25 protein-coding genes and 1 riboswitch are annotated in these 24,453 nt (G+C 56.6%); of the genes, 14 read left to right on the top strand and 11 right to left on the bottom strand.

Features of this window, described 5'->3' with window-relative positions; all coding sequences use genetic code 11:
* Nucleotides 1-29 precede the first annotated feature (29 nt).
* On the top strand, nt 30-452 hold the full coding sequence (locus EKK30_RS13720; protein WP_290986021.1) for a CopG family transcriptional regulator: 423 nt from the start codon (nt 30-32) through the stop codon (nt 450-452).
* Between the two features lie 52 nt (nt 453-504).
* Nucleotides 505-1,668, top strand: a complete 1,164-nt coding sequence (locus EKK30_RS13715; RefSeq protein ID WP_366927344.1) for a PHB depolymerase family esterase — start codon at nt 505-507, stop codon at nt 1,666-1,668.
* Nucleotides 1,669-2,125: 457 nt separating this feature from the next.
* Here EKK30_RS13715 and EKK30_RS13710 read toward each other — a convergent pair whose 3' ends face one another.
* Nucleotides 2,126-2,269 carry a hypothetical protein gene (locus EKK30_RS13710; protein ID WP_290986020.1) on the bottom strand — a complete coding sequence of 48 codons (144 nt, stop codon included), beginning with the start codon at nt 2,267-2,269 and terminating at the stop codon, nt 2,126-2,128.
* Nucleotides 2,270-2,947: 678 nt separating this feature from the next.
* On the opposite strand from EKK30_RS13710, the gene EKK30_RS13705 reads away from it, so the two are divergent.
* The 7 genes from EKK30_RS13705 (at nt 2,948) to EKK30_RS13675 (ending at nt 10,857) form a co-directional block, all read left to right on the top strand.
* Entirely contained in the window at nt 2,948-4,138 is a 1,191-nt protein-coding gene (locus EKK30_RS13705) for an aromatic ring-hydroxylating dioxygenase subunit alpha (RefSeq protein ID WP_290986019.1), read from the top strand.
* Between the two features lie 67 nt (nt 4,139-4,205).
* On the top strand, nt 4,206-5,249 hold the full coding sequence (locus EKK30_RS13700) for a 2Fe-2S iron-sulfur cluster-binding protein (protein ID WP_290986017.1): 1,044 nt from the start codon (nt 4,206-4,208) through the stop codon (nt 5,247-5,249).
* Between the two features lie 13 nt (nt 5,250-5,262).
* Complete coding sequence (locus EKK30_RS13695) at nt 5,263-6,024, top strand: SDR family oxidoreductase (RefSeq protein WP_290986016.1); 762 nt, start codon at nt 5,263-5,265, stop codon at nt 6,022-6,024.
* 43 nt (nt 6,025-6,067) lie between these two features.
* Nucleotides 6,068-7,024: an ABC transporter substrate-binding protein gene (locus EKK30_RS13690; protein ID WP_290986015.1), complete on the top strand. Its 957-nt coding sequence runs from the start codon at nt 6,068-6,070 to the stop codon at nt 7,022-7,024.
* A 111-nt stretch (nt 7,025-7,135) separates the two neighbouring features.
* A complete protein-coding gene (locus EKK30_RS13685) occupies nt 7,136-9,025 on the top strand; it encodes a proline/glycine betaine ABC transporter permease (RefSeq protein ID WP_290986014.1) in 1,890 nt (629 codons plus the stop codon).
* Entirely contained in the window at nt 9,022-10,104 is a 1,083-nt protein-coding gene (locus EKK30_RS13680; protein WP_290986013.1) for an ATP-binding cassette domain-containing protein, read from the top strand. Before EKK30_RS13685 ends, EKK30_RS13680 begins: the two co-directional genes overlap by 4 nt.
* Nucleotides 10,105-10,170: 66 nt before the next feature.
* Nucleotides 10,171-10,857, top strand: coding sequence for a TetR/AcrR family transcriptional regulator (locus tag EKK30_RS13675; protein ID WP_290986012.1), 687 nt, complete (start codon nt 10,171-10,173; stop codon nt 10,855-10,857).
* A 145-nt stretch (nt 10,858-11,002) separates the two neighbouring features.
* Here EKK30_RS13675 and EKK30_RS13670 read toward each other — a convergent pair whose 3' ends face one another.
* Entirely contained in the window at nt 11,003-11,335 is a 333-nt protein-coding gene (locus EKK30_RS13670) for a hypothetical protein (RefSeq protein WP_290986011.1), read from the bottom strand.
* Here EKK30_RS13670 and EKK30_RS18175 point away from each other — a divergent pair.
* From EKK30_RS18175 to EKK30_RS13655, 4 genes are all read left to right on the top strand, one after another.
* Nucleotides 11,219-11,506, top strand: coding sequence for a DUF2946 family protein (locus tag EKK30_RS18175; protein WP_366927354.1), 288 nt, complete (start codon nt 11,219-11,221; stop codon nt 11,504-11,506). The genes EKK30_RS13670 and EKK30_RS18175 overlap by 117 nt on opposite strands.
* A 64-nt stretch (nt 11,507-11,570) precedes the next feature.
* On the top strand, nt 11,571-13,928 hold the full coding sequence (locus EKK30_RS13665; protein ID WP_290986010.1) for a TonB-dependent siderophore receptor: 2,358 nt from the start codon (nt 11,571-11,573) through the stop codon (nt 13,926-13,928).
* A gap of 11 nt (nt 13,929-13,939) precedes the next feature.
* Complete coding sequence (locus EKK30_RS13660) at nt 13,940-14,761, top strand: DJ-1/PfpI family protein (RefSeq protein WP_290986009.1); 822 nt, start codon at nt 13,940-13,942, stop codon at nt 14,759-14,761.
* 48 nt (nt 14,762-14,809) lie between these two features.
* Nucleotides 14,810-15,008, top strand: a riboswitch (cobalamin riboswitch).
* A gap of 39 nt (nt 15,009-15,047) precedes the next feature.
* Entirely contained in the window at nt 15,048-15,731 is a 684-nt protein-coding gene (locus EKK30_RS13655; protein ID WP_290986008.1) for an energy-coupling factor ABC transporter permease, read from the top strand.
* A gap of 81 nt (nt 15,732-15,812) precedes the next feature.
* On the opposite strand, the gene EKK30_RS13650 is transcribed toward EKK30_RS13655, so the two are convergent.
* From EKK30_RS13650 to EKK30_RS13610, 9 genes are all read right to left on the bottom strand, one after another.
* Nucleotides 15,813-16,331, bottom strand: a complete 519-nt coding sequence (locus EKK30_RS13650) for a four-helix bundle copper-binding protein (RefSeq protein ID WP_290986007.1) — start codon at nt 16,329-16,331, stop codon at nt 15,813-15,815.
* Nucleotides 16,332-16,616: 285 nt separating this feature from the next.
* Nucleotides 16,617-16,943, bottom strand: coding sequence for an NAD(P)H-dependent oxidoreductase (locus EKK30_RS13645; RefSeq protein ID WP_290986006.1), 327 nt, complete (start codon nt 16,941-16,943; stop codon nt 16,617-16,619).
* A gap of 12 nt (nt 16,944-16,955) precedes the next feature.
* Nucleotides 16,956-18,359 carry a cytosine permease gene (locus EKK30_RS13640; protein ID WP_290986004.1) on the bottom strand — a complete coding sequence of 468 codons (1,404 nt, stop codon included), beginning with the start codon at nt 18,357-18,359 and terminating at the stop codon, nt 16,956-16,958.
* Nucleotides 18,359-18,517 carry a hypothetical protein gene (locus tag EKK30_RS13635; protein ID WP_290986003.1) on the bottom strand — a complete coding sequence of 53 codons (159 nt, stop codon included), beginning with the start codon at nt 18,515-18,517 and terminating at the stop codon, nt 18,359-18,361. The genes EKK30_RS13640 and EKK30_RS13635 overlap by 1 nt, the downstream gene beginning before the upstream one ends.
* A 22-nt stretch (nt 18,518-18,539) precedes the next feature.
* A complete protein-coding gene (locus EKK30_RS13630) occupies nt 18,540-20,060 on the bottom strand; it encodes an aldehyde dehydrogenase family protein (protein WP_290986001.1) in 1,521 nt (506 codons plus the stop codon).
* A 21-nt stretch (nt 20,061-20,081) separates the two neighbouring features.
* Complete coding sequence (locus EKK30_RS13625) at nt 20,082-22,535, bottom strand: FAD-dependent oxidoreductase (RefSeq protein ID WP_290986525.1); 2,454 nt, start codon at nt 22,533-22,535, stop codon at nt 20,082-20,084.
* Between the two features lie 8 nt (nt 22,536-22,543).
* Nucleotides 22,544-23,173, bottom strand: coding sequence for a cupin domain-containing protein (locus tag EKK30_RS13620; protein WP_290986000.1), 630 nt, complete (start codon nt 23,171-23,173; stop codon nt 22,544-22,546).
* 180 nt (nt 23,174-23,353) lie between these two features.
* The gene (locus EKK30_RS13615) at nt 23,354-23,500 is read right to left on the bottom strand and encodes a hypothetical protein (RefSeq protein WP_290985999.1); all 147 of its coding nucleotides are present in this window, start codon (nt 23,498-23,500) and stop codon (nt 23,354-23,356) included.
* 9 nt (nt 23,501-23,509) lie between these two features.
* Nucleotides 23,510-23,872: a hypothetical protein gene (locus tag EKK30_RS13610; protein WP_290985997.1), complete on the bottom strand. Its 363-nt coding sequence runs from the start codon at nt 23,870-23,872 to the stop codon at nt 23,510-23,512.
* Between the two features lie 275 nt (nt 23,873-24,147).
* Here EKK30_RS13610 and EKK30_RS13605 point away from each other — a divergent pair, with 275 nt between their 5' ends.
* On the top strand, nt 24,148-24,357 hold the full coding sequence (locus tag EKK30_RS13605) for a hypothetical protein (protein ID WP_290985996.1): 210 nt from the start codon (nt 24,148-24,150) through the stop codon (nt 24,355-24,357).
* The last annotated feature ends 96 nt before the right edge of the window (nt 24,358-24,453 follow it).

Here is a 24,453-nt window from a genome sequence, read left to right as displayed (position 1 = left end):
ATCCAGGTGGATGGTGCAAAGGTGTCGAGATGGTCAGGGATAACGTTCGGGAACTGAGATCTCGCGGGCCAGAATCAGAGAAGATCACAATCAATCTTGGCCACGTGGATCTCGGGCAAATCGATTTGCTGGTCGAAGAGGGGTTTTATTCGAATAGAACGGATTTCATTCGGACCGCTATTCGCAATCAGATCGAGCGACATGCCGAGGTTGTCCGAAAGGCCGTGACGCGGCAGTCGCTTGATCTCGGATTGCGGACGTTGACTCGCGACGAGTTGGAGGCGACGCGAGCGGCCGGCGAGCAGCTCGAACTGCGTGTCCTCGGCCTTTTGACCATCGCGCCCGACGTTCCGGCGAAATTAGCGCGCGCCACAGTCGCATCAATCACCGTTCTTGGAACTCTGCACGCAAGCGCGGAAGTGAAGGACGCGCTAGCTGACCGCATCCACTAGCTTAACTATTTTTCGGGCAGACTCGCCCCACCTGCAACAAGGATCCCACGACATGAAGATGTTAGACATGGCCAAGATGCAGGAGGCGACGCGTCTTACGCGGGCCGGACGCCTGAACGAAGCTCTCGCGATACTGCAAGGGGCGAGCGCAGGTCCATCGGAACATCACACACCTGCTTCCAAGGTTATCGATGGCGAAGTGGTCTCCGAGCAAAAGGGGCAAGAAAAAGTGTCAGCCGGAGTTGCTCGTGCTCTCCATGGACTCAACCTTCCCGGCACCGGACGATCTGCCTTTAGAGAATCCGACCTGGCGCCAGCGGACGGCCAATTCATCGGAGACTCCTTTTCGAGTTCGCAGGGGGCTCGGCACTATAAGCTCTACATTCCGTCCGCCGCGAAAGCGGAAGCGCGGCCATTGATTGTCATGCTGCACGGCTGCACCCAGACGGCGGAAGACTTCGCTGTGGGAACGCGTATGAACTTCGTGGCCGAATCCCAGGGGTGTTACGTCGTCTATCCGGAGCAGCCACAGGGAGCCAATGTTTCCAAATGTTGGAACTGGTTCCGGCCGAGCGATCAGACGCGAGGAACGGGGGAGCCAGCTTTGATCGCCGGCATTACCCGTCAGGTCGCCGAAACCCACAACATCGACACTTCCCGTGTCTATGTGGCAGGCCTCTCGGCAGGAGGAGCTGCGGCCGCGATCATGGGGGAGACTTATCCCGACATCTATGCGGCGGTTGGCGTCCATTCCGGGTTGGCATGCGGCGCCGCTCACGACCTGCCATCGGCCTTCAGCGCCATGCGTGGAGCCATCACGGGCGGCAAGGATCGTCACACCGCAAGCGCTGCGGGCTCGTCGCGGAAACCGACGATTGTTTTTCATGGCGACAGCGACGCCACCGTCCATCCGCGCAACGGCGCCCATGTGATCGACAGGGCGCGTGGTGAAAACAAAATGGAGATGCAGAGCGAACGAAGCCGCTCGTCCAACGGCGAAAGTTTTTCCCTGTCCGTCCATCGAGACGAGACCGGCACGAGCATCTTCGAGCTATGGGAAGTGCACGGCGCCGGCCATTATTGGTCCGGCGGGAGCGCAACGGGCAGCTTTGCGAGCGAAGATGGCCCCAACGCCTCAGCGGAGATGGTGCGCTTCTTCCTTCAACACCGATTGCTGCGGACCGCATCGTTTGCCGATGCTTCGGCGAGCCCGTGAAGGTGCAGCGCCTCGAAATCGAGGACGACGGGTCGGTTATGCTCTTTTCGTGCGCTGAGGGAAAAGACTGGATCACAAGCCATTGGAGAATGCGTCCGCGCGCAAGACCTTTCCGGTGAATTCGCTCCTGCTCCACATCGCCGCCGCTCCTCTCGCCTCTGGCAACCAGGTGGTGCTGCGCGCCGGTGAAGGACGCGTCGGGCGGCGCTCCGCTTGACGGGAGCCGGGGGTAAGCTTTGTCGTGTGGAACCCCGTTGCCTCTGCGTTCGCTTCAAGAGCGGCGCAGCACCGGGTTCGCAATGTGGCGTAAATCCGATTTCGGCCGGGCATCTGAACTATGCTACACGCGCGAAGTGGGAGAGGGCTGTGGATGAGCGCGGTGCGAATGCTCATTATACAAGCGGATTTGCGGTGATTTATGCGGGTCACAAAATAGATGCTGATATAAGTCCCCAAGCTACTCCGCAACCATATAGGCGATGCTGCTGTAGGGAACAGCGATTGACTCGCGCCCGTTGCGAATGAAGCAACCATCTTCATGCAACTCGAACTCGGCATCCTGTCCAAATTGCCAGACTTTGTCGTCACCAATGATGCGCATTTGAATCGTCAATCCCTCCGCGCTGGCTTTGCCGACTATTTTGCTAATCGCTAAGCGAAACCGGAAGGGAAGATCTGTTCGCTTCAAATTCGGAGCTCCTCTCGGCCGCGATCGAGCAATGGAAAGCGCATGCACAAAGCCATTGTGAAGTCGCCGCCGCGGTGTTCAAACCGCTACAAATTGATCGCTCGGTTGACTTGCGGTCAAGATCAATACCTGGGCAAAAAAAGCCTGGAAACCGAGCAAAAAAGGATGTCCGCCAAGTGGTGATGAGCGTAGGCCTTTCGCTATTGTCCTGATTTTATTAAACGATCAATTAATTTTCTAATCTGGCACGTTCGTTGCTCTTATCCTTGATGATTGCAGGTCGAGCACGAAGAGTGACGCCATTGTGAGCAAAGAGAAATCTCTGCGGCCGACGAAGACCACAGAAAACCTTCATGCCCGCTCATCGTTGATCAGCAGGCGGCGCGAGCCGGCAACGTCGGCCATTTCCGTCAGCGATCTCGGTGCGACGAAGCCGACTGAGTCCGATGAGCGGCCGCCTTCAGCAGTGCCCCATGCGTTGGGCTTACCTCGCGACCACTTCCTAGTTTGCAAAGAACCTTTCGTCCGCGGCATCGCAAAGGACGCAAGTCCAACACGTGTTCACACTCTTTGTCTGAAGGAGCTCGCCCAATGAACATAATGTCCGGAATGCCAGAACAGTCTGACGCGACCGCGCGGACGTTAGAAGCAATGAAACATATCGTCGAGACGGGGAACTCGGAATGGCGTAGCCTGCCGCCTCACGCCTATCGATCCCAAGAAATTTTCGATCTCGAGAAAGAGAAAATATTCCGTCCTGGCTGGATTCTTCTCGGCCGGCCGGACATGGTCCCCAATGCAGGTGACTTTGTCTCGATTGACGTGATCGACGAGCCGCTCGTCATGGTCCGCGACAAAGCGGGAAAGCTCCGTGTTCTCTCTCGCGTTTGCCGCCACCGTTGGGCGCCTGTCTGCGACGGTGCCGGCAACACCAGCTCTTTTGTCTGTCCCTATCACGCCTGGGCATTCAACCTTGACGGCTCTCTCAGAAATGCCCCTGGTATGGAGGATACGCCGAACTTCAAGCCAGAAGAAATGGGGTTGTTCGAAGTTCGCCACGAGATATGGCAGGGCTTCGTCTTCATCAATCTTGACGGTAAAGCGCAATCGCTAACCGAACGCATGGCCCCTATCGTCGATGAGATAAAAGAGTTCCGCCTCTCCGAGTGGAAGCTCGTTCGTTCGCGCGACTATGGCGAATGTCCTTGGGACTGGAAGGTCTTCATGGACAACGGTGAGTGCTATCATCATATTGGCGCCCACAAGGACACTTTCGAGATCGATTTTCCTGGCCTCGAGTCGTGGGATTCGCCGAACAACGGCAATTACGTTCTGACATGGTGCCGCTCGCGGCCCACGTCTGTCGTAAAGAGCACGGCCGGAGAGGACGTCGTGTCGCCTCTCTTCAGCAGCGACATCATGCCGGGTCTGACCGAGACGCAACGTCTCAACCTGTGCCTGATCTATGTGTTCCCGAATTATTTCATCAATCCGTGGCCGGACATCACCTACTACGTGCGCATGTTTCCGCTCGGGCCCGGACGCATCCGGATGATCCTCGACTACCTCGTGCCACCGCATATGGAGGACGGTCCGGAACTTCAGAAGAAGCTCGATGAGCTCGAAGTGTTCGTCAACAAATTCAACGATGAGGACACGGCGGTCTGCACATTCGTTCAAAGGGGCGTGCAGTCGACAAAAGCCATTCCAGCACCCCTTAGCCGATGCGAGGGGCTCAACCGTGACTTCGCGCTTTGGGTGTCTCGGCAGATGACCGCCTGAGCCAACTCTTTCGTCTCAAGCGGGCGGCGTTCGCGCCACCCGCTCCTCCAACGCTCTTACGGATGCAATGCTTCGATTCTTTCCACTCCGAATTGCGAACCGACGCATCGAGTCTTCGTCCGCGATTTCCATCGCGATCGAAGTTCCGACGCGTTGGCGTCCACATTTCAAATTTACTCCAGGGCAGTATCTGACGCTTCGAACACAGGTCGATGGCCGCGACGTCAGAAGAGCCTATTCCATTTGTAGTGGATCGAATGAAAGCGAATTGCGCGTCGCGATAAAGCGCGTGGAGGGCGGATTATTCAGTAATCATGCCTGCGACACATTCGAGTCCGGGCAAGCCATCGAAGTTATGCCGCCGCATGGGGATTTCGTCATTTCCCCCGGTAGCGGCGCTGAACGTCACATTGTTGGAGTTGCCGCTGGCAGCGGTATCACCCCTGTCGTCTCGATTTTGAAGTCGGTTCTCGCATCTGAGCCCTTGAGCCGCTTCACGCTCTTCTACGGCAATCGCTCACCTGAGGAATCTCTCTTTCTTGGTGAGCTCACAGAGTTGGCGAAGGGATTCGCACCTCGTCTAAAAATCATAAACGCCTACAGCAGAAAGTCCGACAATGACGGGGTCATTGGCCGCCTGGACAAGGTCTTTCCGCACCTCCTCCACACTTTCGTCAACGATGTCCAAGCCGTGGATCGCTGGCTCATCTGCGGCCCGGAAAACTTGATGGTGTCGGCAACCGAAGTGATCGGATCATTGGGTGTTGCGAGCCATCGAATTGCATCGGAGCGCTTCGGCGGCCGCGGCGAAGTCGCCCCCGAAGGCACGAACTGCGACGCGATCGTCCACATGCGATTATTCGGGCAATCAACCGAATTTTCTCCCGGCAATCTCACCATTGCAGATGGTGCGATCGAAGCTGGGGTGAATTTTCCGTATTCATGCGGAATAGGCGTTTGCGCGATTTGCAAGGTGCGCGTCGAAGAAGGGCGCGCTGCTATGGCCGACAATACAATCTTGCCCGCGGAAGAAATTGCGAAGGGCTACATCCTCGCGTGCTGCAGCTACGCGATGACGCCGAAGCTCGTCATCGATTGTGACGTCGAATAGGAAAGGATCGGAAGTGCCTATCAGTTTCAATTTTTCCGGACAAACCGCGCTGGTGACGGGCGGATACAGTGGGCTCGGACGCACACTGGCTTTTGCGTTCGCCGAAGCTGGCGCCAACGTTGCCATCGTCGGAAGGGATCCCGCTCGAACGCGGGAAATGCAGGACGAGCTTTCAAAACTGGGCTGCAACGCGCTTGGGGTTGTGGCGGACGTCCGAAAACCAGACGAAGTCAAAGCGGCGGTTGCCACCGTCATGTCTCGCTTCGGTAAGATTGAAGTCCTCGTCAATTCCGCTGGCGTCTTTCGCTCCGCGCCGGCCCTAAAGACATCCGACGAAGAATGGAGCGATATCCTCGCCACTAATCTCAACGGCACGTTTACGTTCTGTCGCGAAGTCGGCGGCCATATGGTCGAGGCCAAGTACGGACGCATCGTCAATATAACATCGACGGATGCGTTCACTGCGATCCCGGAAGAGGTCGCCTATTGCGCGAGCAAATCAGCGGTCGTCGCTATGACCCAGGTGATGGCGATCGAATGGATCAAGAGCGGCGTCAACGTCAACGCCGTAGCACCATGCGACTTCGATACCCCGATGTTGGCGCCAGCGATGGCGGATCCCGCAACGGCTAACTGGATCATAAACGCACTGCCGGTGGGTCGCATCGGCCGGCCTGAAGAAATCATCCCAGCAGTTCTCTATCTCGCATCGCCCGAAGCCGAAATGATCGTGGGTCACACGCTCACGATCGACGGCGGCAGGCGTGTTGTCTGAACAATAGCGGTTATCACTTTAATCAACGCAAGGAGCGTGAAGCATGAAGCATTCGTCCTTTGAACCAAATTGGTTGAGGCGCATTTTCACTGGCTTCTTTGCCATAGCAGCATTCGCGTCGTTAAGCGCGACCGCTGCGAACGCAGCAGAGCCCGAGTCCACCGATCCGATTACGATCAGTCAATCGCCATGGACGGGCAACCTCATCACGAGCGACCTTGCCGCCAAATTGCTTCTGAAGATGGGATACAACGCCAAGGTCGTTCCGATCGACGGCGTCGCGGTATTTCCCGCGATGGATGCTGGCGACATTTCTTTCGACGTCGAGATCTGGGAATCGACAAGCTTGCAGCTCGTCGAGGCTTCGGAAAAAAGCGGAAAATCAGTAAAACTCGGCTCACTTGGTTTCGAGGGAGAAGATCATTGGTGGTATCCTGAGTACGTAAAGGAGAAGTGCCCGGGCCTTCCTGATTACAAGGCGCTCCAAAAATGCGTCGATCTTTTCAAAACGCCAGAGACGGGCGACAAGGGGCAGTTGCTGGTCTATCCTGTTGACTGGGGTACCAACGACGAACCGCGCGTGAAGACACTCGGTCTGGACTATCAGGTCGTTCACGCGGGTTCGGAAGCCGCACTCCTCGCGCAAGTCAAAGCCGCTTATCAACGGAAGCAGCCGATCCTGGCATGGCTCTACCTGCCGCACTGGGCGCCTGCCGTCTATAAAGGCGAGTTTGTTAAGCTGCCACCTTATACGCCTGAATGCTACTCGAGCGGCACTTACGGCTGCGAAAAGCCCAAAGCCGCGATTACGAAGATGGCTTGGAGCGGCGCGAAGGCGAAGTGGCCACGTGCCTATAAAATGATTGAGGCATTCCAGCTTCCCCTCGCCGACTATCAAGCAATGGAGCGCGATGTCGACGTGGACGGCAAGGACCCAAGTGCCGTCGTCGATGCATGGATGGCAACCCACGAGGCCATATGGAAACCATGGATCGAATAGCGGTCTCAATTCCTGATGACATATGGTCAAACCTACACTGCGTATAGAGACCACACGCGGGACGTATACCTTCGTTGGATCAAAGGACGGGGAGGCCTTGCGGCGCTGCTGGTGGCTGCGATTTTCGTCGCAGCCACTCGGCACGTCGCTCCCCTGATGCGATGGCCGAGCGACCTGACGATCCCGTTCGATGGCTGGCTAAATGGTATTTTGAATTCGATTGCGGGGCTTGATTCATTTGGCGGGCTGACGGTGCGTGATGCCACACGTGCTGTAGGCGCGGTCATTGCCCAGCCGGCGGAGTTCTTGCGAGCGCTTCTTGCCACTGGTTTCACGCGCGGCTTTGGCGAGCAGCAGGTCATGGTGTTTCCTTCCATATCCTGGCTATCTCTAGTCTTGATCATTATTATAGCGTGCTATCGCAAAGGAGGCGCGGGCCTTGCGGCATTCGCAGCGATGACCTGTCTCTATCTTCTTGTTTTTGGACTGTGGGCCAGCACCATCACGACGCTCGCACAGCTGGCCGTGGCTGTTCCCCTGAGTTTGCTTCTCGGCTTTTCGGTCGGTCTGCTCGTTTTTAGGTTTCGGTCACTGGAAGGCGTAGTGTTCGCCGTCCTCAATCAGATGCAAACGATTCCTCTGTTCGCTTATCTCGTTCCTATTATCATGTTTTTCGGCATTGGAACGACTGCTGGAATTCTGGCCGTAGTTATATTCGCCGCGCCGCCGATGGTGCGGGCGACGGTCTTTGGACTCGCCGAGGCGAAAGCGCAGTACGCGGAGCTTGCTGCTGCAGTTGGCGCAACGCCCGCACAAGCGCTTTGGAAAATTTTGTTACCAGCCGCGCAAACTTCGCTTCGCCTCGGTCTCAACCAGGTGATCATGCTGGCATTTGCGACTGTGATATTAGCAGCGCTCGTCGGCGCCCAGGGAATTGGCTATGAGGTTCTCACCGCTCTTCAGCGGCTCGCTATCGGCCGTGGGCTCGTCGCCGGTCTGGCAATAACGCTGACCGCAATCCTTTTCGATCAGTTTCTGCAATCCAAAGGCTCGCCTCGATTCAGCGGCCGTTGGATTATTGGTATAGCCGTCGTCGTGACCCTTATTCCTTGGCTTTTATCATCGAAGTTTCCACAGCTCGACGCGTATCCCCGCGCATGGACGCTGACGACGACCAGGGGTATCGACGACCTGGTCGATTTTATTATCCAGATTTCCTATGTGCCAATCTCCTTCGTGCAGAGCGTGCTGGTCGTTTTGGTTTTCTCGCCGTTAAAGGCGTTGTTGTTAGGACTTCCATGGTTCTCGGTAGCAGCCGGGGTTTTCGTGCTTTCCTGGAAGACCGCCAGCTTGACGAGGGCTTTTGTTCTCGGGGGCCTCGTCGCCCTAATCGCTGCAACGGGGTTCTGGGATAGAGCAGTCTTGACATTCTACCTCTGCTTTGCAGGGAGCATCATTGCGTTGCTCGTCGGCTTCCCACTCGGTATTCTTTCTGCACGCAAACCGAAGGTCGGCAGATTCATTCTTCCGCTCGCAGATACCTTTCAAACGCTGCCGGCGTTCATCTATCTCATTCCGGTCATCATGCTATTTGGTAGCGGCGACGTCCCGTGCATCGTAGCGATCGCCATCTTCGCCGCCTGTCCGGCCATCCGCTACACGGCCGCAGCGCTTTTATCGCTTCCTACATCTCTCGTGGAAGTCGGCGTGCAGATCGGAGCCACGCCTTGGCAACGGCTCACTATAATCGAATTGCCGGCCGCCCTCCCGGGCATCCTTCTCACGATAGCGCAGGTCGCTTTAATGGCGCTTGCGATGGTCGTCGTGACCGCGCTGATCGGCACGACGGACCTCGGCCAGTTAATTTTATTATCCATTTCAAAAGCGAACTCGGGACAGGCCCTGATGGCGGGAATCTGCGTCGCCATCATCGGCGTCGTCGTCGATGGATTACTGACAGACAAAGCCAATCAAATTAACGCCAGGCGGAGGTCGACATGACACGCGCGCCGGGAACGCCGCCAGCATTCCAAATCGATCGGGTCTGGAAGATTTACGGCAAGGGCGCCGACGCCTTGCCGCGAGAGCCCGACCAGCTGCCACCAATCGAAAGCTTCCCGCAGATCGGATTATTCGGAGCCGTAATCGATGCCACGTTCGCGATAAACCGCGGCGAGACGTTCGTCATTATGGGGCTATCAGGCTCGGGAAAATCCACAATTCTGAGGTGCCTGTGCGGACTGATACCCGCAACGGCCGGCTCCATCCTTCTAGACGGCCAGGACATTATACGGATATCAGACGAAGATCTCCGCTACATCCGGAAGTTCAAGGTAGGGATGGTCTTTCAAAACTACGCACTGCTGCCTCATCGCAATGTCGTAGATAACATTGCGTTGCCTCTCGAGATCCAGGGGGAAGCCGAGGGACGCCGGAAGCGCCGAGCGTTGGACCTGGTCGAGCTTGTCGGATTAACGGGCAAAGAGGCCTCCCTGCCCCATCAGCTTTCGGGAGGACAACAGCAGCGAGTCGGCATCGCGCGTAGTCTCGCGAATGATCCCGAAATTTGGCTTCTCGACGAGCCGTTTTCAGCGCTCGATCCACTCATTCGGCGAGAACTCCAAGACGAGCTTTTGCGGCTACAGCGCATGATGAAAAAGACTGTCGTTTTTATCACCCATGATTTCGACGAGGCTGCCCGGCTTGGGAATCGGATTGCCATAATGCGGGCGGGTCGCGTTGTGCAGATCGGGACGCCCGAAGAGCTGATTTTATCGCCCGCGTCCGATTATGTGGGCAAGTTTACCGAGAACGTTGATCGCAGCCAAGTTCTGACCGCGCGAGCAATTATGGAGCCCTTCAAGCAGGCTAAATCCTCCGCAGGCGAAATCTCTTCGACGGCCCCAATCGCCTCATTTGCGCGCGATATCTTGAAAAACAGGCAGCCGGTCGCGATTGTCGACGACAAAAGGCAAATTGTTGGTGAGGTCACACCCGAAGCTATGCTGAATGCACTGCTTCCGTCCCCGATAGCGACGGAGTCAAAGTCGTACGTCGAGCTCATTCCAGAAGTGTCTTAAGGTCGTCGATAGCACCCGCAGATACGGATGGTCCGAAGGCTGAAAGACACTTCGAGAGAAACAAATATGACGAGCATAAAGAAAAAGAATGTCGCTTCCTCAGTCGGCGTCGAAGTCGTTGATCGTCAGCCGACTGCTGATGCGGTTGAGCTTTCCACCGCGAGCCGGGATAAGCGGGCTGATAAAGCCCGGACCCTCCTCACCGCCTCGATGAACCTCTTCGAAAACAGGCATTTTGCGGAAGTCTCGACCAAAGAGATCGCTGCCGCCGCAGGAATGAACCCTGCGATGCTTTATTATTATTTCGAAAGTAAGGAGGAATTGTTCCGAAGTGTCGTCGAGACGACAGTCCACCATGCTCTTCAGCACTTCCGCGATCTGCAGGATGAGGCCAAGTCGCCGCGAGACATTATTTCAGGATGGCTGGAAACACACATTCGCCAGTTCGAGATTATTCGCAAATTCGTGAAGATGTCTCTGAACTATCGGAGTAGTGGGACTAGATGCGCTGAGATCGACGCGGCGATTTCGCGGTTCTACGATACGGAGCGGAGCGTTCTCACCTCAGCAATAGAGACAGGCATAAAAAACCGATCTTGCGACGTCGTCGACGCCGGTCAAATCGCTTCTCTCATTTCGACATTCCTCGACGGCATCATGGTGAGATCCATCATCCTCCCCAATTTGGACGCCACCCGGGAAATCGGGCGGTTCAACGTGATGATTCACGTTCATCTTAATTGGCGGATTTGATGAGAAGGCGTCTGCGATCGCTCTTTAGTCGCTCAAAGCGGCCCTACGGTGTTATCGCTCGTATCGGCATTCGGTACGATGCCTCCACCGCGACTGAGTTTCTGAGGCATCGTGTGCCGCCTACTCGATAATGACAGCGCCCGGCTCAGCTCTTCCGGCGACAAAAATACACCACTTCCGGCATCAGCGCTGTGCTCCAAAAGACAGAAGAGTTGTCGGAGCAGCATATAGCGGCTAATTCTATTTTATGGGGTTGGGGGGTCTTATACGTTTGAATTCGAATTGGCGGCAGCGTCTGAGCTGTCTGCTGATAATTGTCTTTGCGCTCCGTGCACTCATCCCCGTCGGATTCATGCCCGACATTCGCGGTGATGGCCGCCTTGCAATCGTCATTTGCTCGGCTGCCGGCATCAAGACAATTGACGTCGACATTCCCGCTCACCAAAATCAAAAGCACAAACAGCAAAAAGCCGAACATTGTGCGTTTTCTGGCATATCGCATAGCTATGTCGCAGTAGCGCCGTTTGAATACATTGGCTTCAACGAGATCTCTGCGTCGAGTACGACGACGTTGACCGCCTTCCTTCTTCCGCCACCGCGGGCGGGACCTGTTTTAGGATCACGGGCTCCACCAACCATACTGACTTGAGATCGCTTTCGCCGCACAGCGCAGCCGAACTGCGCTGGCATCATCTCATCTCAGGATATTCATCATGCCTCGCGTCCTTAGGAAGACGGAAACGGCTTTGGCCGTTGTCATTGCTACGGTGCCGTTTTGGATTGAGTCATCATCGGCCCAGGAAGCCAAGGACGCGCAATCTTCGCAGCTTCCTCCGGTTGTGGTGTCAAATCCCGGGCAAACTCCCGCAAAAAATTCTCCAAGCAAGCCAAGGAAAAAGATCTCGACATCTCCGCAGCTGGTGGTGGCAGGATCTGCTAAGGCGACATCAACGCCGCTGGCGAATGCAACAGGCACTTACAATCCGGCCCTGGACCTCAACATCGAGTTACCCCCAGGGACGACGATCACTACAGCGGGTCCGGTTCAGGGCTATCGGGCCCTCTCGGCCATGTCATCCACCAAGACGGCGACGCCGATCGAGCAGATTCCGCAGTCGATCCAGGTCATCCCCAAGAGCCTGATTACCGACCAGAACAGTCTCACAGTCAGCGAGGCCATACAGAACGCGTCGAACGTGCAGGGACCCAATAGTCTCGGCATAGGAACGACGAGTCTGACGCCGCTCATAATTCGCGGCTTCCCGGCGCAACAGTGGCTTGATGGTCTTCCTGTCAATTACGATGCTGGCAATCGCGATTCATTTGCGAACGTAGAACGCATTGAAGTCCTCAAAGGGCCGAGCGCGATCCTCTACGGCGGCGGAACGGGAGCTCCTGTCGGCGGTGCGGTCAATATCGTTTCGAAGATGCCGACTGATATCGCGAGCGCGGAGGTGGGAACCACCTTCGGGAGCAACAATTACTACCGTCCCTATTTCGATATCAATCAGCCAATCTCAACGGACGGTACCGTTCTCTTCCGCTTGACCGGAGAGTATACGGGAACAGATAGCTTTGTGGACGTCGTCCATCAGGACCGGTATTCGGTCAATCCCACTCTAACCTTCACTGACAAAACCGACACGACGCTGACCATCCAAGGGCAGATGTCGCGCTTTGAGCAGCCAGCTTACGAAGGCTTGCCTGCAGTCGGAACAGTGGCGGGCGACTTCCGTCTCAACCGCGATCTCTTTATTGGCCCGACCGATCTCCCGACCAGCTACACCGAGGTCCATGGCGTCACGGTCACGTTCGACCGAAGGCTCGATCCAACGTGGTCATTCAACGTCAAGGGCAGATGGGCCGCTTCAAGCTTTGATCAGAAATCGCAAACGACGGTTTCCGCGGCACCGGACGCAGGACCGACGTCCTGGACAATTGCTAACATCGAGCTGCCGCAGCAGCAGGAGGAATTTACGATCAATCCCAACGTGCAGGCGAGATTTGCGCTTGGGCCTACCAAAAACGTCTGGCTGGCAGGCGTTGACTACAGCCATGTTACAGACAGTGGCGGCATGTTTACGGACGGCTATCTATTTGGCTTTCCGCCCGTGGATCTGCTCAACAATCCGGTTTTCCCCACGCCCTACTCCAATCCCAATCCCACCTCGCCGTTCTACTTTCCCTTCTACGATTTCCACAGCACCTACGTGACCAAGGGTGCGTACACGCAGATACAATCGACCATCTATGATCGCATACATGTTCTCGCAGGCGTGCGCGTCGCCAACATCGACATCGACTACCACGAGAAATACCCGTATGGGCTTGGTGTCCTCGATCCCACAACGTTCACGACCAATGAGACAAAAGCTCTGCCGCGTGTCGGCGCGGTGATCGATGTTCTGCCAGGTATCTCCGTTTACGGCAGCTACAGCGAAGGCATGCTGGCAACGCCATTCACCCAAGCCGTCAGCACATCAATCGCCCCTGAGACCTCAAATCAAGTCGAAACGGGCCTGAAATTCAACTTTGGTGACCAGCTTACCGGCACAATCGCATTCTTCGACATTCAACGTCAGAATGTGCCTGCCTTTGTCAGTGTGGGCATCAACGCGTTATCAGCCCAAGAGTCTCAAGGTTTCGAGACCGATCTCCTCTGGCAACCCAACAGAAATTGGCGAGTGCTTGCCAGCTACGGCTACACGGACGTCGTATTCTCCGATTCACTGGTCGTACCCAAAGGAAATCGCGTATCGGGCGTGCCGGAGCACTCCGGTCGCGTATGGGTCGACTATGCCTTTGATTATCCGATGCTGCGCGGATGGAGTGTGGGCGCTGGCATTTACGCCGCCTCATCCCAGTATGTCGACAACGCAAATCTTTACAGGACGCCTGGCTATTTCACGATCGACGCCAAGATCGCCTACGAAACCGAAAAGTATCGCGTGTCCTTCAACGTGAAGAACCTGACCGACGAACAGTATTTTGTTCCGTTCGCATGGCTCGGCGGTCAGGTCGCCCCCGGCGACGATCGCGCGTACTACGGAACGGTTGCTTACAAGTTCTAAGGAGAGAACTCATGACCATTTCTCGCCGGTCTTTTGCCGAAGCAGCTTTTGCGACGGCATTTCTTTCACTTCTTTCGGAAAAGGCGAAAGCCGAGGCGGAAGCTCCCGCGCCGGTGATGCCTGACCATGACATGAGCGGGATGCCCGCATCCTGGATGGGCAAGGAAAAGGTTGCCTTCGTTATCTATCCGGGCCTCGCTGCAATGGATTTTATCGGGCCGCATTGCAGGATCGGCAATTTGATGGGAGCCACGAATTATATCGTCGCAAAAACAAAAGACCCGGTACTTAGCGACACGAAAGTTAGTTTCAACCCGTCGACGACGTTCGCCGAATGCCCCGAAGACATCGACATCCTTTGCGTTCCGGGCGGAGATGCAGGCACTCTCGCTGCGATGGAGGATGCCGAGACGATTGCATTCATCAAAGACCGTGGGTCTCGCGCGAAATACGTTACGAGCGTGTGCACTGGCGCGTTTATTCTGGCGAGGGCGGGGCTTCTGGAAGGATACAAGGCGACCACCCATTGGTCGGTGCGCAATCTGCTTGCGGATTTTGGTGCAGAGCCGGTCGATCAGCGTATTGTCTTCGACCGAAATCGAGTGACTGCAGCGGGCGTCACCGCTGGTATCGACATGGGGTTGTCACTTGTAGCCAAGCTTCGTGACCAGACATATGCCGAATCCCTTCAGCTCATAGCCGAATACGCGCCAGAACCGCCGTTCAACGCTGGATCACCACATACAGCTCCCAAAGCCGAGGTCGACATGATGATGGCGATGATTGCGCCGTTTGCTTCCAAAGCAAAAGAACTCGCGAAGCAGAGCCGCTGATGACGATTTCGCCGTGCGCGCTACTTCACAGTGCAATCGGACTAATCTAAATTCCGCCTGCTCGGTGGTTCCACCAGTTCGGTGGATCAAAAGGGAAGCCGGTGAGTCATCACGACAAGGCCGGCACTGCCCCCGCAACTGTAAGCGGTAAGCCACGCTGCACCATGCCACTGCCGGATCGGCGGGAAGGCGCAGCGCTGACGATCATCCGCGAGTCAGGAGACCTGCCACGTGAGCCCAGCGGAAGAACCGTTGGTTTTCAACCCGCATCACTCGGAGGGAGACGATGCATATCGAGCCCGGTCTCGTCACGGCACCAAAGATCTTTTTCAGCTACGCAACGGCGGCAGCGGCGAGCGCATATGCGCTCAAGCTGACGTGGGACGCTATAGGTGAGAAAGGACTTGCGTCAGTTGTCACTCGTTGTGTTATCACGACAGCATTGGTGTTCTGCTTCTTCGAAGTCGGCCCGCATTATCCGGTCGGAATTTCTGAAGTTCACTTTATTTTCGGCTCCACACTGTTTCTTATCTTTGGAGCCGGTCCAGCAGCTGTTGGCCTCGCTCTGGGCTTGCTCTGTCAGGGGTTGTTCTTCGAGCCTCAGGATCTTCCGCAGTTCGGAATGAACGTCACAACGCTGCTTGTTCCGCTTTTAGGCTTAAGCGCACTCGCGAAGCTGATCATCGCTGCCAATACACCGTACGTTGATTTGAAATATCGCCAAGCGTTTGCACTATCTACCGCTTATCAAGGTGGGATCGTTGCGTGGGTTGCTTTCTGGGCGCTGTACGGCCGTGGCTTCGGAGCCGAGAATATTCATGAGATCGCGGCCTTTGGCGGGGCTTACATGCTAGTCGTGCTCGTCGAGCCGCTCGCTGATCTTGCCGTTCTGGCAGTCGCTAAGACACTTCGCGGCATGAGTAATAGCGGCCTCTTCACGCCACGGCTTCACAACCCCGAGGCAACGTAACAGATCGCGAAATTTTATCCCTAAGCGGTCCAAGCCGCTTAGGGTACATTCGATCGAGCAGGTTTTTCCCCGCGAGCGCCATTACGCTTCGACGAGCTTTTTGCACTCTTTGATACAGTCCACGCAGGATTCCATGCAATTTTTGCACGCGGCATGGTGATCCGCGTGTCTCTTGCATTCTTTTTCGCAGTCCTCGCAAATCGCGATACAGACCTTTGCAAATTCTTTGAGCCGAGCGGCTTCGAGAGAAGCAAGCTGCGCCAATGTTGAACAGGTCGGAAGCATGGCTGAGACGGTGCGAATGCAATCCTTGATCGACGTATCGCCCTTACTCAAAAGCGTGATGCAGTGGTTGAAGCAGACATCCCCACGCTTCACGCAATTGAGAGCGACGTCGATCACCGTTTGGTTGGGAGATAGACCGCTTCCATGATCCATGGCCATGTGATCCATATGGTCCATGTGGGCGCCTTCGTCGTCAGCGGTGGCCGACTTTGATGCAAGCGCCAGCTGGGCCAATCCGGCGCTGGCCGCTAGGCCTAGGGCGGTTCTGCGCGAGACTTGGCTTTCGTCCAAAGTGAGCTGTTTCTGGCTATTCATTCTGAAAGTCTCCGATAGGCAGCATTACGATAAGCTTACATCGAATTTCGCCCGCAGCCCATGTGCTGCTACGGCTTGGACATGCTGAAAGACTCCGCGAATGCGCTGCAACTGGGATTCCGGTGTCTCGCAGCAACGGGGAGATGGCTGTAGGAATGGTCCGCTATGGGTCAAAAGCGGTTGTTGATGTCATCGGGACGCTTCTGATTGACCACTGAAAGCCGACGTCGTAGCAGTCCCAGACAACAACCTTCCAAAACCACCTGCCAGGGTCCGCTCCTGGGATCAAACGGACATTCCGCAAGAGGATTGGCGCCTCAGGCGGATGACGGTGGCGTTGTTAAGTTCGATGCGCGCCATCTCGCGTTGGACGGAAGCGGAGTATTCCTTCCTCGGGTCAGACCAGTCTGGCTCGTCCGACTGCCTCAACACTGGATCGAAGCCTTCCGCAATGAGATCGGCCCATTCGATTTGATGACCCTTAGCATTACACGCACCGGCGAAGGCGCTCGCCGATGCAAATGTCAAAGGGTCACTACGCGGATGGGCGACGACGAGCAGGACCTTCTTGGCCAGAAAAACTAGAACTGTCCGATAGCGATGTTGGACCACGCTCGGAGGTTCTCAATAGTCCCCCTTATGCGCAGGTTTGACGATAGCCAATGTCAGCAGGATGTAGACTAAACCCCCTACGAAAGCTGTCGGCAGGGAAGCAGTAAGGTATTCGTAGGGAAAGCGGCTCGCATACGTCAACGGGTTGAGCAGATAGACGTAGGTCGCGCAACCTACAGCCATGGCGGCAAGGGACGCCGGGTTGAACCCACCCCAGTAGCGGTAGGCGCTGTCGGGACCGCCATCGAAAAGGCCACGGACGTCAATACGCCGTCCCCGTAGGAAGTAGTAGTCGGCGATCTGGATGCCGCAAAGCGGTGCAAAGGCCAAGCCGATGAAGGCCAAGAAAGTACCGAAGTTTGCAAAGAAGAGCTCCGGGATGAAAAGGCCGACGACGCCGACAGGCGCGATTGAAAGCAGCAGCAGCGCCGGCCAGGACAGGTTTGAGAAGGCCGGAACATGGCGAAGGCCAATCGACGAGGCATAGACTCCGGCCACTGCCGTACCGAGGTTTGCCGCGGCGACAAAGAGGAGCGCGATGATGCCGTAGGTCGGCCCGCCAATTGAGCGCAACCAGGAGGCGGGATCCGAAACCTGCAAGACAAGGATGCCGGCAATGCCAATGGCCGACAGAAGTGGAACCGGCGCGCCCATGCCAAGCATGATCGGCATCGCGGCCGAGCGACCATTCGGGGCCATGCGAACCATGGCTCCGATATAGGGCCACCAAGATAAAAGCGATACGATGCCGATTTCGACGCCAGTCGTGTAGTTCCAGAGCGGACTGGGCGATGCCGACGCAGGCACTGCCTTTACGAGGTCGTCCCAGCGTTGCGTGACTAAGATGTAGAGCATCCACATGCCAACGAAGACGTGCGCAACCAGAATTTTCGAGACTTTATCGACGCCGGACGATCCGTTGAGAAGGAACAAGAACACTAGAGCCGAAGCCAAAAGCACGGTAGCCGGCACCAGCATTGAGCTTGAGCCCTCGCCGACCAAATGGAGTGCTTGCAGAAGCTGCGTCGTCGACTTCGCGAAGAAGATCAGCAGGAGGGAGTTCCAGCCGACAATCGACACGAACTGCATGATAGCCGGTATGATCCAGCCGACAGAGCCGAATTGGGGTTTGCACGAAGCGATCGAATCAACGCCGAAGCGAATACAAACCGGTACCGCCGCCAGCGCAACGATGAGCATGCCAATCATGCTTCCGGCAAAGAGGGCCGCGAAGCCCTCGCGGAAATTAAGGTAATACCCGACGTATTCGCCGATAATGTAGCACCATGTTGCGGCAGCAGCCGTGGCAAGCGAGATACCCAACTGCCAAGAGCCCCAGGTACGCTCAGCCGGCAGAAGCGGCCAGGCACTCTTATCGGCCTCGACCAGAACCGAATCCGAAGCTTCTATTGTCATCACGCTCTCCCAAGCCAAAGTGCGATGATGGGAAGAACGATGCCAAGAATGATCAGTACGGCCCAGGCGCTTGCGTCATAATCTTGACCCTGGTTTTCGGATCGTTCGAGCAGCTTCACACGGCGCTCAAGTTCTGGATGAAGACCTTTGCTTTGCACGATCATTCTCCCTTTTTGTTGTTTAGCGTTGCGGTGGTGCTGAATTGAAGCATTCGGCGTCTGCGTACGGAAACCACCAGAAGTCCTGGTTCGATGCCTTCGGGTCGATCATGACAAACTTGGTGTTTTGGAACTGAGCGAGGCCCTCGGGGCCGAGCTGGCGGCCACTACCGGAGAGCTTCCGGCCGCCAAATGGCAGCGCATCGTTGTCGAGAAGTGGTGCGTTCACCCAGAGGATGCCGGATTCAATCTCGCGTACCGCGCGGAAGGCTTCATCCATGTCCAGGGAATAGAGATTTGATCCCAGGCCAAATCGCGAGCGGTTGGCAAGCCTGATCGCTTCGTCGAAGTCTTTGACCTTGCAGATTGGCGCGACAGGGCCAAACGGCTCCTCGTTGATGATCTCCATGTCAGGCGTTACATCGGTCAGCACGGTCGGCTCGACGAACCAGCCGCGGTTGAGCTCGGCCGGGCGGCCGCCTCCCGTCGCGACCTTGGCGCCTTGATGACGGGCGCGTGCTATCAAGCCCTCGTAGCGGTCGCGTTGTTTGCTCGTCGCGAGCGGACCGAGGTCAACTGCGTCGAGGCCGTTGCCAATGCGAAGTCTTTTTGCCTCCGCCACGAGACCTTCAACGAATTGATCATGAATTTTCTCGTGCACATAGAACCGCTCGGCCGATGTGCACACCTGACCGCAATTCAGATACGCCGCGAACGCGGCACCACGCACGGCCATATCCATCGGTGCCGACGGCATGACGATGAATGGATCGTTGCCAGAGGCTTCGATTAGAACTGGTTTGAAGGTCTCGGCGCAGGTTCGTGCCACAGCTTGTCCGACAGAGACGGAACCCGTATACGCGACCCCGTGAGTTTTGGGGCTTGCGATCAGGCGCTGGCCAACTCGCGCGCCGCCGGTCACCACTTGCATCAACCCAGGTGGAAGTGTGGCAAAGACCTCCATAAATTTGAGAGTGGTGAGGCTCGTTTGCTCGTGAGGCTTGATGATAACGGCATTGCCAGCAGCAAGAGCTGCGGCAGCCTCCCAACACAATAGGACGAGCGGATAGTTGAATGGCAATACAATCACTATAGTGCCGAGCGGCTCTTTGATGCTGAAGTGAAATTGCCCAGGCACTGTAGCACCGGCGATGCGTCCCGATTCATGGCGTGCGAGTTCAGCGTAATAGTCGATGGCTGTCGCGCACCATGACACCTCGTCAACAGACTCCTTGTACGGCTTGCCTTCTTCGCGAGTGAGGCATTCCGCGTACGGAGCCTTGTCTTGTCTCAAGAGCGAAGCGATGTCGTGGAGGACAACGGCCCGACTGCGTGCGTCCATACCCATCCAAAGGCGCCGCGCGGAGTTAGCGAGCTCAATGGCGTAATCCACCTCGTCGTCGGTAGCGTCAGCGATAATTCCAGCGCGTTCCTCCGTCGCAGGATCGATCACATCTAGATGCTCTGTCGCGCGGCTCGCTACGAAGCGACCGTCAACGTAGATCTTCCCCGAAAGTCGTTCGAAATCCTGCGGAGCAGTCATCATCTCTCTCCATTCCAACCGTCAGGCTTTGACGCGTTCCGATTTGGGGTCGTACCAGGGTCCGAGTTGAATCCGTGCGGGATACCGTTCCCACGCGATCTCCACCTCGAAATTCTGGTTGGCTATGAGTTCCGGCGTAACGCCATCATCGTCGCCGATGTAGCCTAACCCGAGAGCCGCGCCGACGCGGTGCCCATAGGCTCCCGAAGTGACAGAACCTACAATTCGGTTCCCGCACCAAATTGGTTCGTCATGATGCAGGAGTTTGTCGCAATCGTCGGGAAGGGCAATCTGAACTAGCCGTCGTGTCGGAGGACCGACGTTTCGCCGACGTAGCAGTGCTTCGCGGCCGATAAACCCGCCTTTTTTTTCAAAGGCGACGGCGAACCCGAGACCGGCTTCGAGAGGAGTATCCTCCTCCCCGATGTCATGGCCCCAATGCCGATAGCCCTTTTCCAAACGCATGGAGTTGATGGCAAAGAAGCCCCCATGGCGTAGGCCGAGGTCGGCGCCTGCAGCCAATATTGTATCCATCACATGTGATGCAAATTCCGTGGGTATAGCGAGTTCCCAGCCGAGTTCGCCAACGAACGTCACGCGACTGGCTCGAGCGCGCGCGTAACCTACCTCAATCTCGCGACTGGATCCGAACGAAAATGCAGCCGTTGAAAAATCATCGGGCGAAACCCGGGATAGAAGATCCCGCGACTTGGGACCCATGATAGCCAACGTCGCCAACCCCGATGTGATATCGCGCGCGAAGACGTGAGCTTCGTTGGGCAAATGTCGCTGGAGCCATGCAAAGTCACGAGTTTGCGAGGCTGCAATACTTACAATCAGAAATGATGTCTCGGAGATCCGAGTTACGGTGACGTCCGCTTCGATGCCGCCGCGATCATTAAGCCATTGCGTGTAGACCAGCCGCCCAACGGGAACATCGATGTTGTTCGCGCAGATGCGGTTAAGCACGGGGCACGCATCGCGCCCCTCGACGATAAACTTCGTAAAGCAGCTCTGGTCGAACAACGTGACGTTGTCCCGCGTGTTTCGACATTCCTCGCCGCAGACATCAAACCAGTTTTGTCGGCCGTAGGAGTACACGAATTCTGGCTTCACTTCGGCTCGGGCAAAGAAGCCTGGCCGCTCGTAGCCGGCGGCCTCTGTCATACACGCTCCGAGGGATACAAGCTTGTCGTGGAAGGGACTGCGCCGAATATCTCTCGCCGTAGCGTATTGGCGATTTGGCCAGTGCATATCGAAGAGAAGTCCGAGCGTTTCCTTCGTGCGGTCAAAAAGGTATCGCCTATTGGATTGAAAATGAGCCATGCGACGGACATCTACATCCGACAGCTCGACTGGCGCATGCCCGTCTCGAATCCAGAGAGAAAGCGCCTTACCTACTCCTCCCGACGAAAGAATTCCGACGGAATTGAATCCGCAGGCGCAGAAGAGGTTTTCGACTTCTGGCGTCTCACCGAGTAAATATCGGTCGTCGGGCGTAAAACTCTCTGGCCCATTAAAGAAAAGTTGGATGCCAGTGTTCGCCAGTATCGGCACCCGACTGACCGCCTGCTCGAGTATGGGCGCGAAGTGATCGAAGTCCTCGGGCAAAGCGTCGAAGCAGAAGTCGTCCGGGATACCGGAAGCACCCCAGGGCTTGGCGTCTTTCTCGAAGCAGCCGATAAGCAATTTGCCGGCATCTTCTTTGTAATAGGTTTGCTCATCGGCGACGAAAAGGACCGGCAAATCTTTAGGTAATCCAGGTATCGCCTCGGTCACGGCATAGAAGTGCTCGGCCGCATGTAGTGGCAGCGAAACACCGATGGAAGCGGCAAGTTCGCGCGACCACATCCCCCCACAAATTACGACTTTCTCAGCTCGGACCTCACCCTTATCGGTCAAAACTCCGACTGCTCGGCCGTGCTCAACTAGAATGCGACTGACACGTGTATTTTCCGCAATACGCGCCCCTCCAGCTCGCGCGCCCTTCGCTAGCGCCATCGTTACGTCCGTGGGGTTGACCTGCCCATCGTTAGGCGACCAGAGCCCGCCCAGGACCCCTTGCATATCAAGGGGGTTCCAGCGTTCTTTAATCTCTTCAGGTGTGAGGACATCGATTACAAGGCCAAAACTGCGGGCCATGGAGGCGCCGCGTTTAAGCTCCTCAAAACGACCCTGGGTCTTAGCAAGCCGGAGCGCTCCGTTCTGCTTGAACCCTGTCGATTGTCCCGTTTCGCTCTCGAGATCACGGAAAAGCTCTCCGGTATACTTCGCGAGTTCCGTCATATTGCGCGTTGCGCGTAGTTGCGTAACAAGCCCAGCGGCGTGCCAAGTTGTACCGCAGGTAAGCTGGCGGCGCTCGCAAAGCAGTACGTCGCAGATGCCGATTTTCGCAAGATGGTAGGCTACCGAACAACCGGCGATTCCGCCGCCGATAATCAAAACCTCGACCTTTTTCGGTACATCGGTCGTCATCATGAACCCTAGTAACTCGGTGGTGTGATCGCCCAGATCACAACTGTCTTGGTCCGTCCTGGATTGCGATAGCGATGGGGCAAATGGCTTTCGAAAGCGAAACTATCTCCCTCCTCAAGCATGAAGTGTTTGTCTCCGACCCACACCTCAAGCCGACCCGAGATGACGATGCCGGTCTCTTCGCCGCGATGGGAGTAAGCTGCGTCACCACTTGTCGCGCCAGGCGCGAACGTGCAGCGAAGCAACTCGAGCTGGCGATCTAAGTTTGGGGAGAGAAGTTCGTCGGTTATGCCCGAATTAAACTTGAGTCGGCGCCTTTGCCCTGCACGGACGACGATGTCTCGTTCGATCGTCGATTGCTCGTCGCTCGGTTTGAAGAACCAGCTAATGGTCACGCCGAGTGCTCGACTGATGGCATGAAGTGCATCAACAGCCGGACTGGATATGCCGCGCTCGATCTGGCTCAGATACCCAATCGAAAGGCCCGTTGAAGTTGCTAGATCATGAAGGGTGATGTCACGGGCGTTGCGCAGAGATCGTATTTCGCTGCCAACAAACACCGCGTCGTCATCAAGCTTCCCTGATGCGACAGGCACTTCGTCAAGATTTGTGGGTCGCAGCATTCGAGGAAGAGACATGGGGCAGCATACCTCGCTTTGGAGCGATCGTAGAGCGTTCCATGAAAATAACAAGACTAAATTTCATGAAAATCGTTGACCGCGTTTTCATGATCTCCGGCGTGTTCTCTAACGCCCAGGCGCACGTAGACATCGGGCAAACGAAGGATGTGGAATCTGCGTCGAGAACGGCCGCGCCGTTTAGATCAGGGCAATGAGCGCGGCGAGCTGCGCCCGCGCGCAAACCGAGGCCGCGATGAGTTGGCGTTTGTGGGCACGAGGCAATTTCCAAAGCTCGCCGCGGCGGAGCACCACGTTGATGGCCTCGATGCCGTCCTCCGCGGCCACTCCAAGTGATCAGGCGCCCTCGTCGGCGCGGGGGTCTTGGGTTTCGATCGAGAGTTTGAGGTCGTCGATGATTTCCGATTCCGACCGCGACCATTCCTCAAGGCGTTGCATCCATGCCGGTAGCTGGTCCGGCGACGTGATGGCGTGCCGGCTGCTGTTCGCGTCCGGCACAACCGGCGTCGCCCGCAAGATGGCCAGCATCTTGCGGAAGCAGATCTCGGTCTTGGCGATGCGGGCCAGAATCTCGATGATGAGATCGCGGGGCCCGAAATGGTTGACGAGCCACCGCCTCATCTCGGCTGCGCGCTGCGTGGTGCGGTCGAGGTTGCGGCTGATGACGATGTCTGCGCGGGGGCAGATCTTGGCGGGCATGGCGGCTTTGCGGGTTTCCGCGAGGGAAAGGCCGTAAAGTGCATCAAGCTCGGCCTGGCAAACTCTGGCTGAGGTCAGCGTTATAGGTCATCAACGCGCCTGCTCGTTGCGCGACGTTTCAAAGCCCTCGGAAAGTCCTTACTCCCATCTGGTCGGCTGTCGGCTCATAAGGCGCGCCGACAATGCTGAGGTAGGTCTGCAGTTCCCGAAGCAAACAGCTTCAGCGCCCAGCGTGCGTCAGAAACCGCGACCGGATGCAGCGCCGTGAAGTGCCGGTGGACGTCTATCATGGCGATGGGGTCGCGGGCGCGGTGGTCTGGGAGGAAGTGCCCGCAGAAGTAATGCAGGCAGAGGCCAGCGGCCGGTTCATGGGAGAGCGGCTCGGCGGTGATGCCGCCCGTCTGCGCGATGCGCTGGTAGTGCCGGAATGCGTCGCGGCTGAGGCCGCGACGCTCCTGCGGATTACGCGGCAGGGCTTGGCTTAGATGCGGCTCAAAGGAAATGGACCGCGCTATTATAAGCTGGGCACATCAAAGAGGTCTGCGGTGTTGTATAAGAAGGTGGATGTCGTTCGGTGGTTG

This window comes from Hyphomicrobium sp. (assembly GCF_003987855.1).
GTDB lineage: Bacteria > Pseudomonadota > Alphaproteobacteria > Rhizobiales > Hyphomicrobiaceae > Hyphomicrobium_B.
Note: the sequence above shows the minus strand (reverse complement) of the source record. Positions and strands in the feature narration are given on the sequence as shown.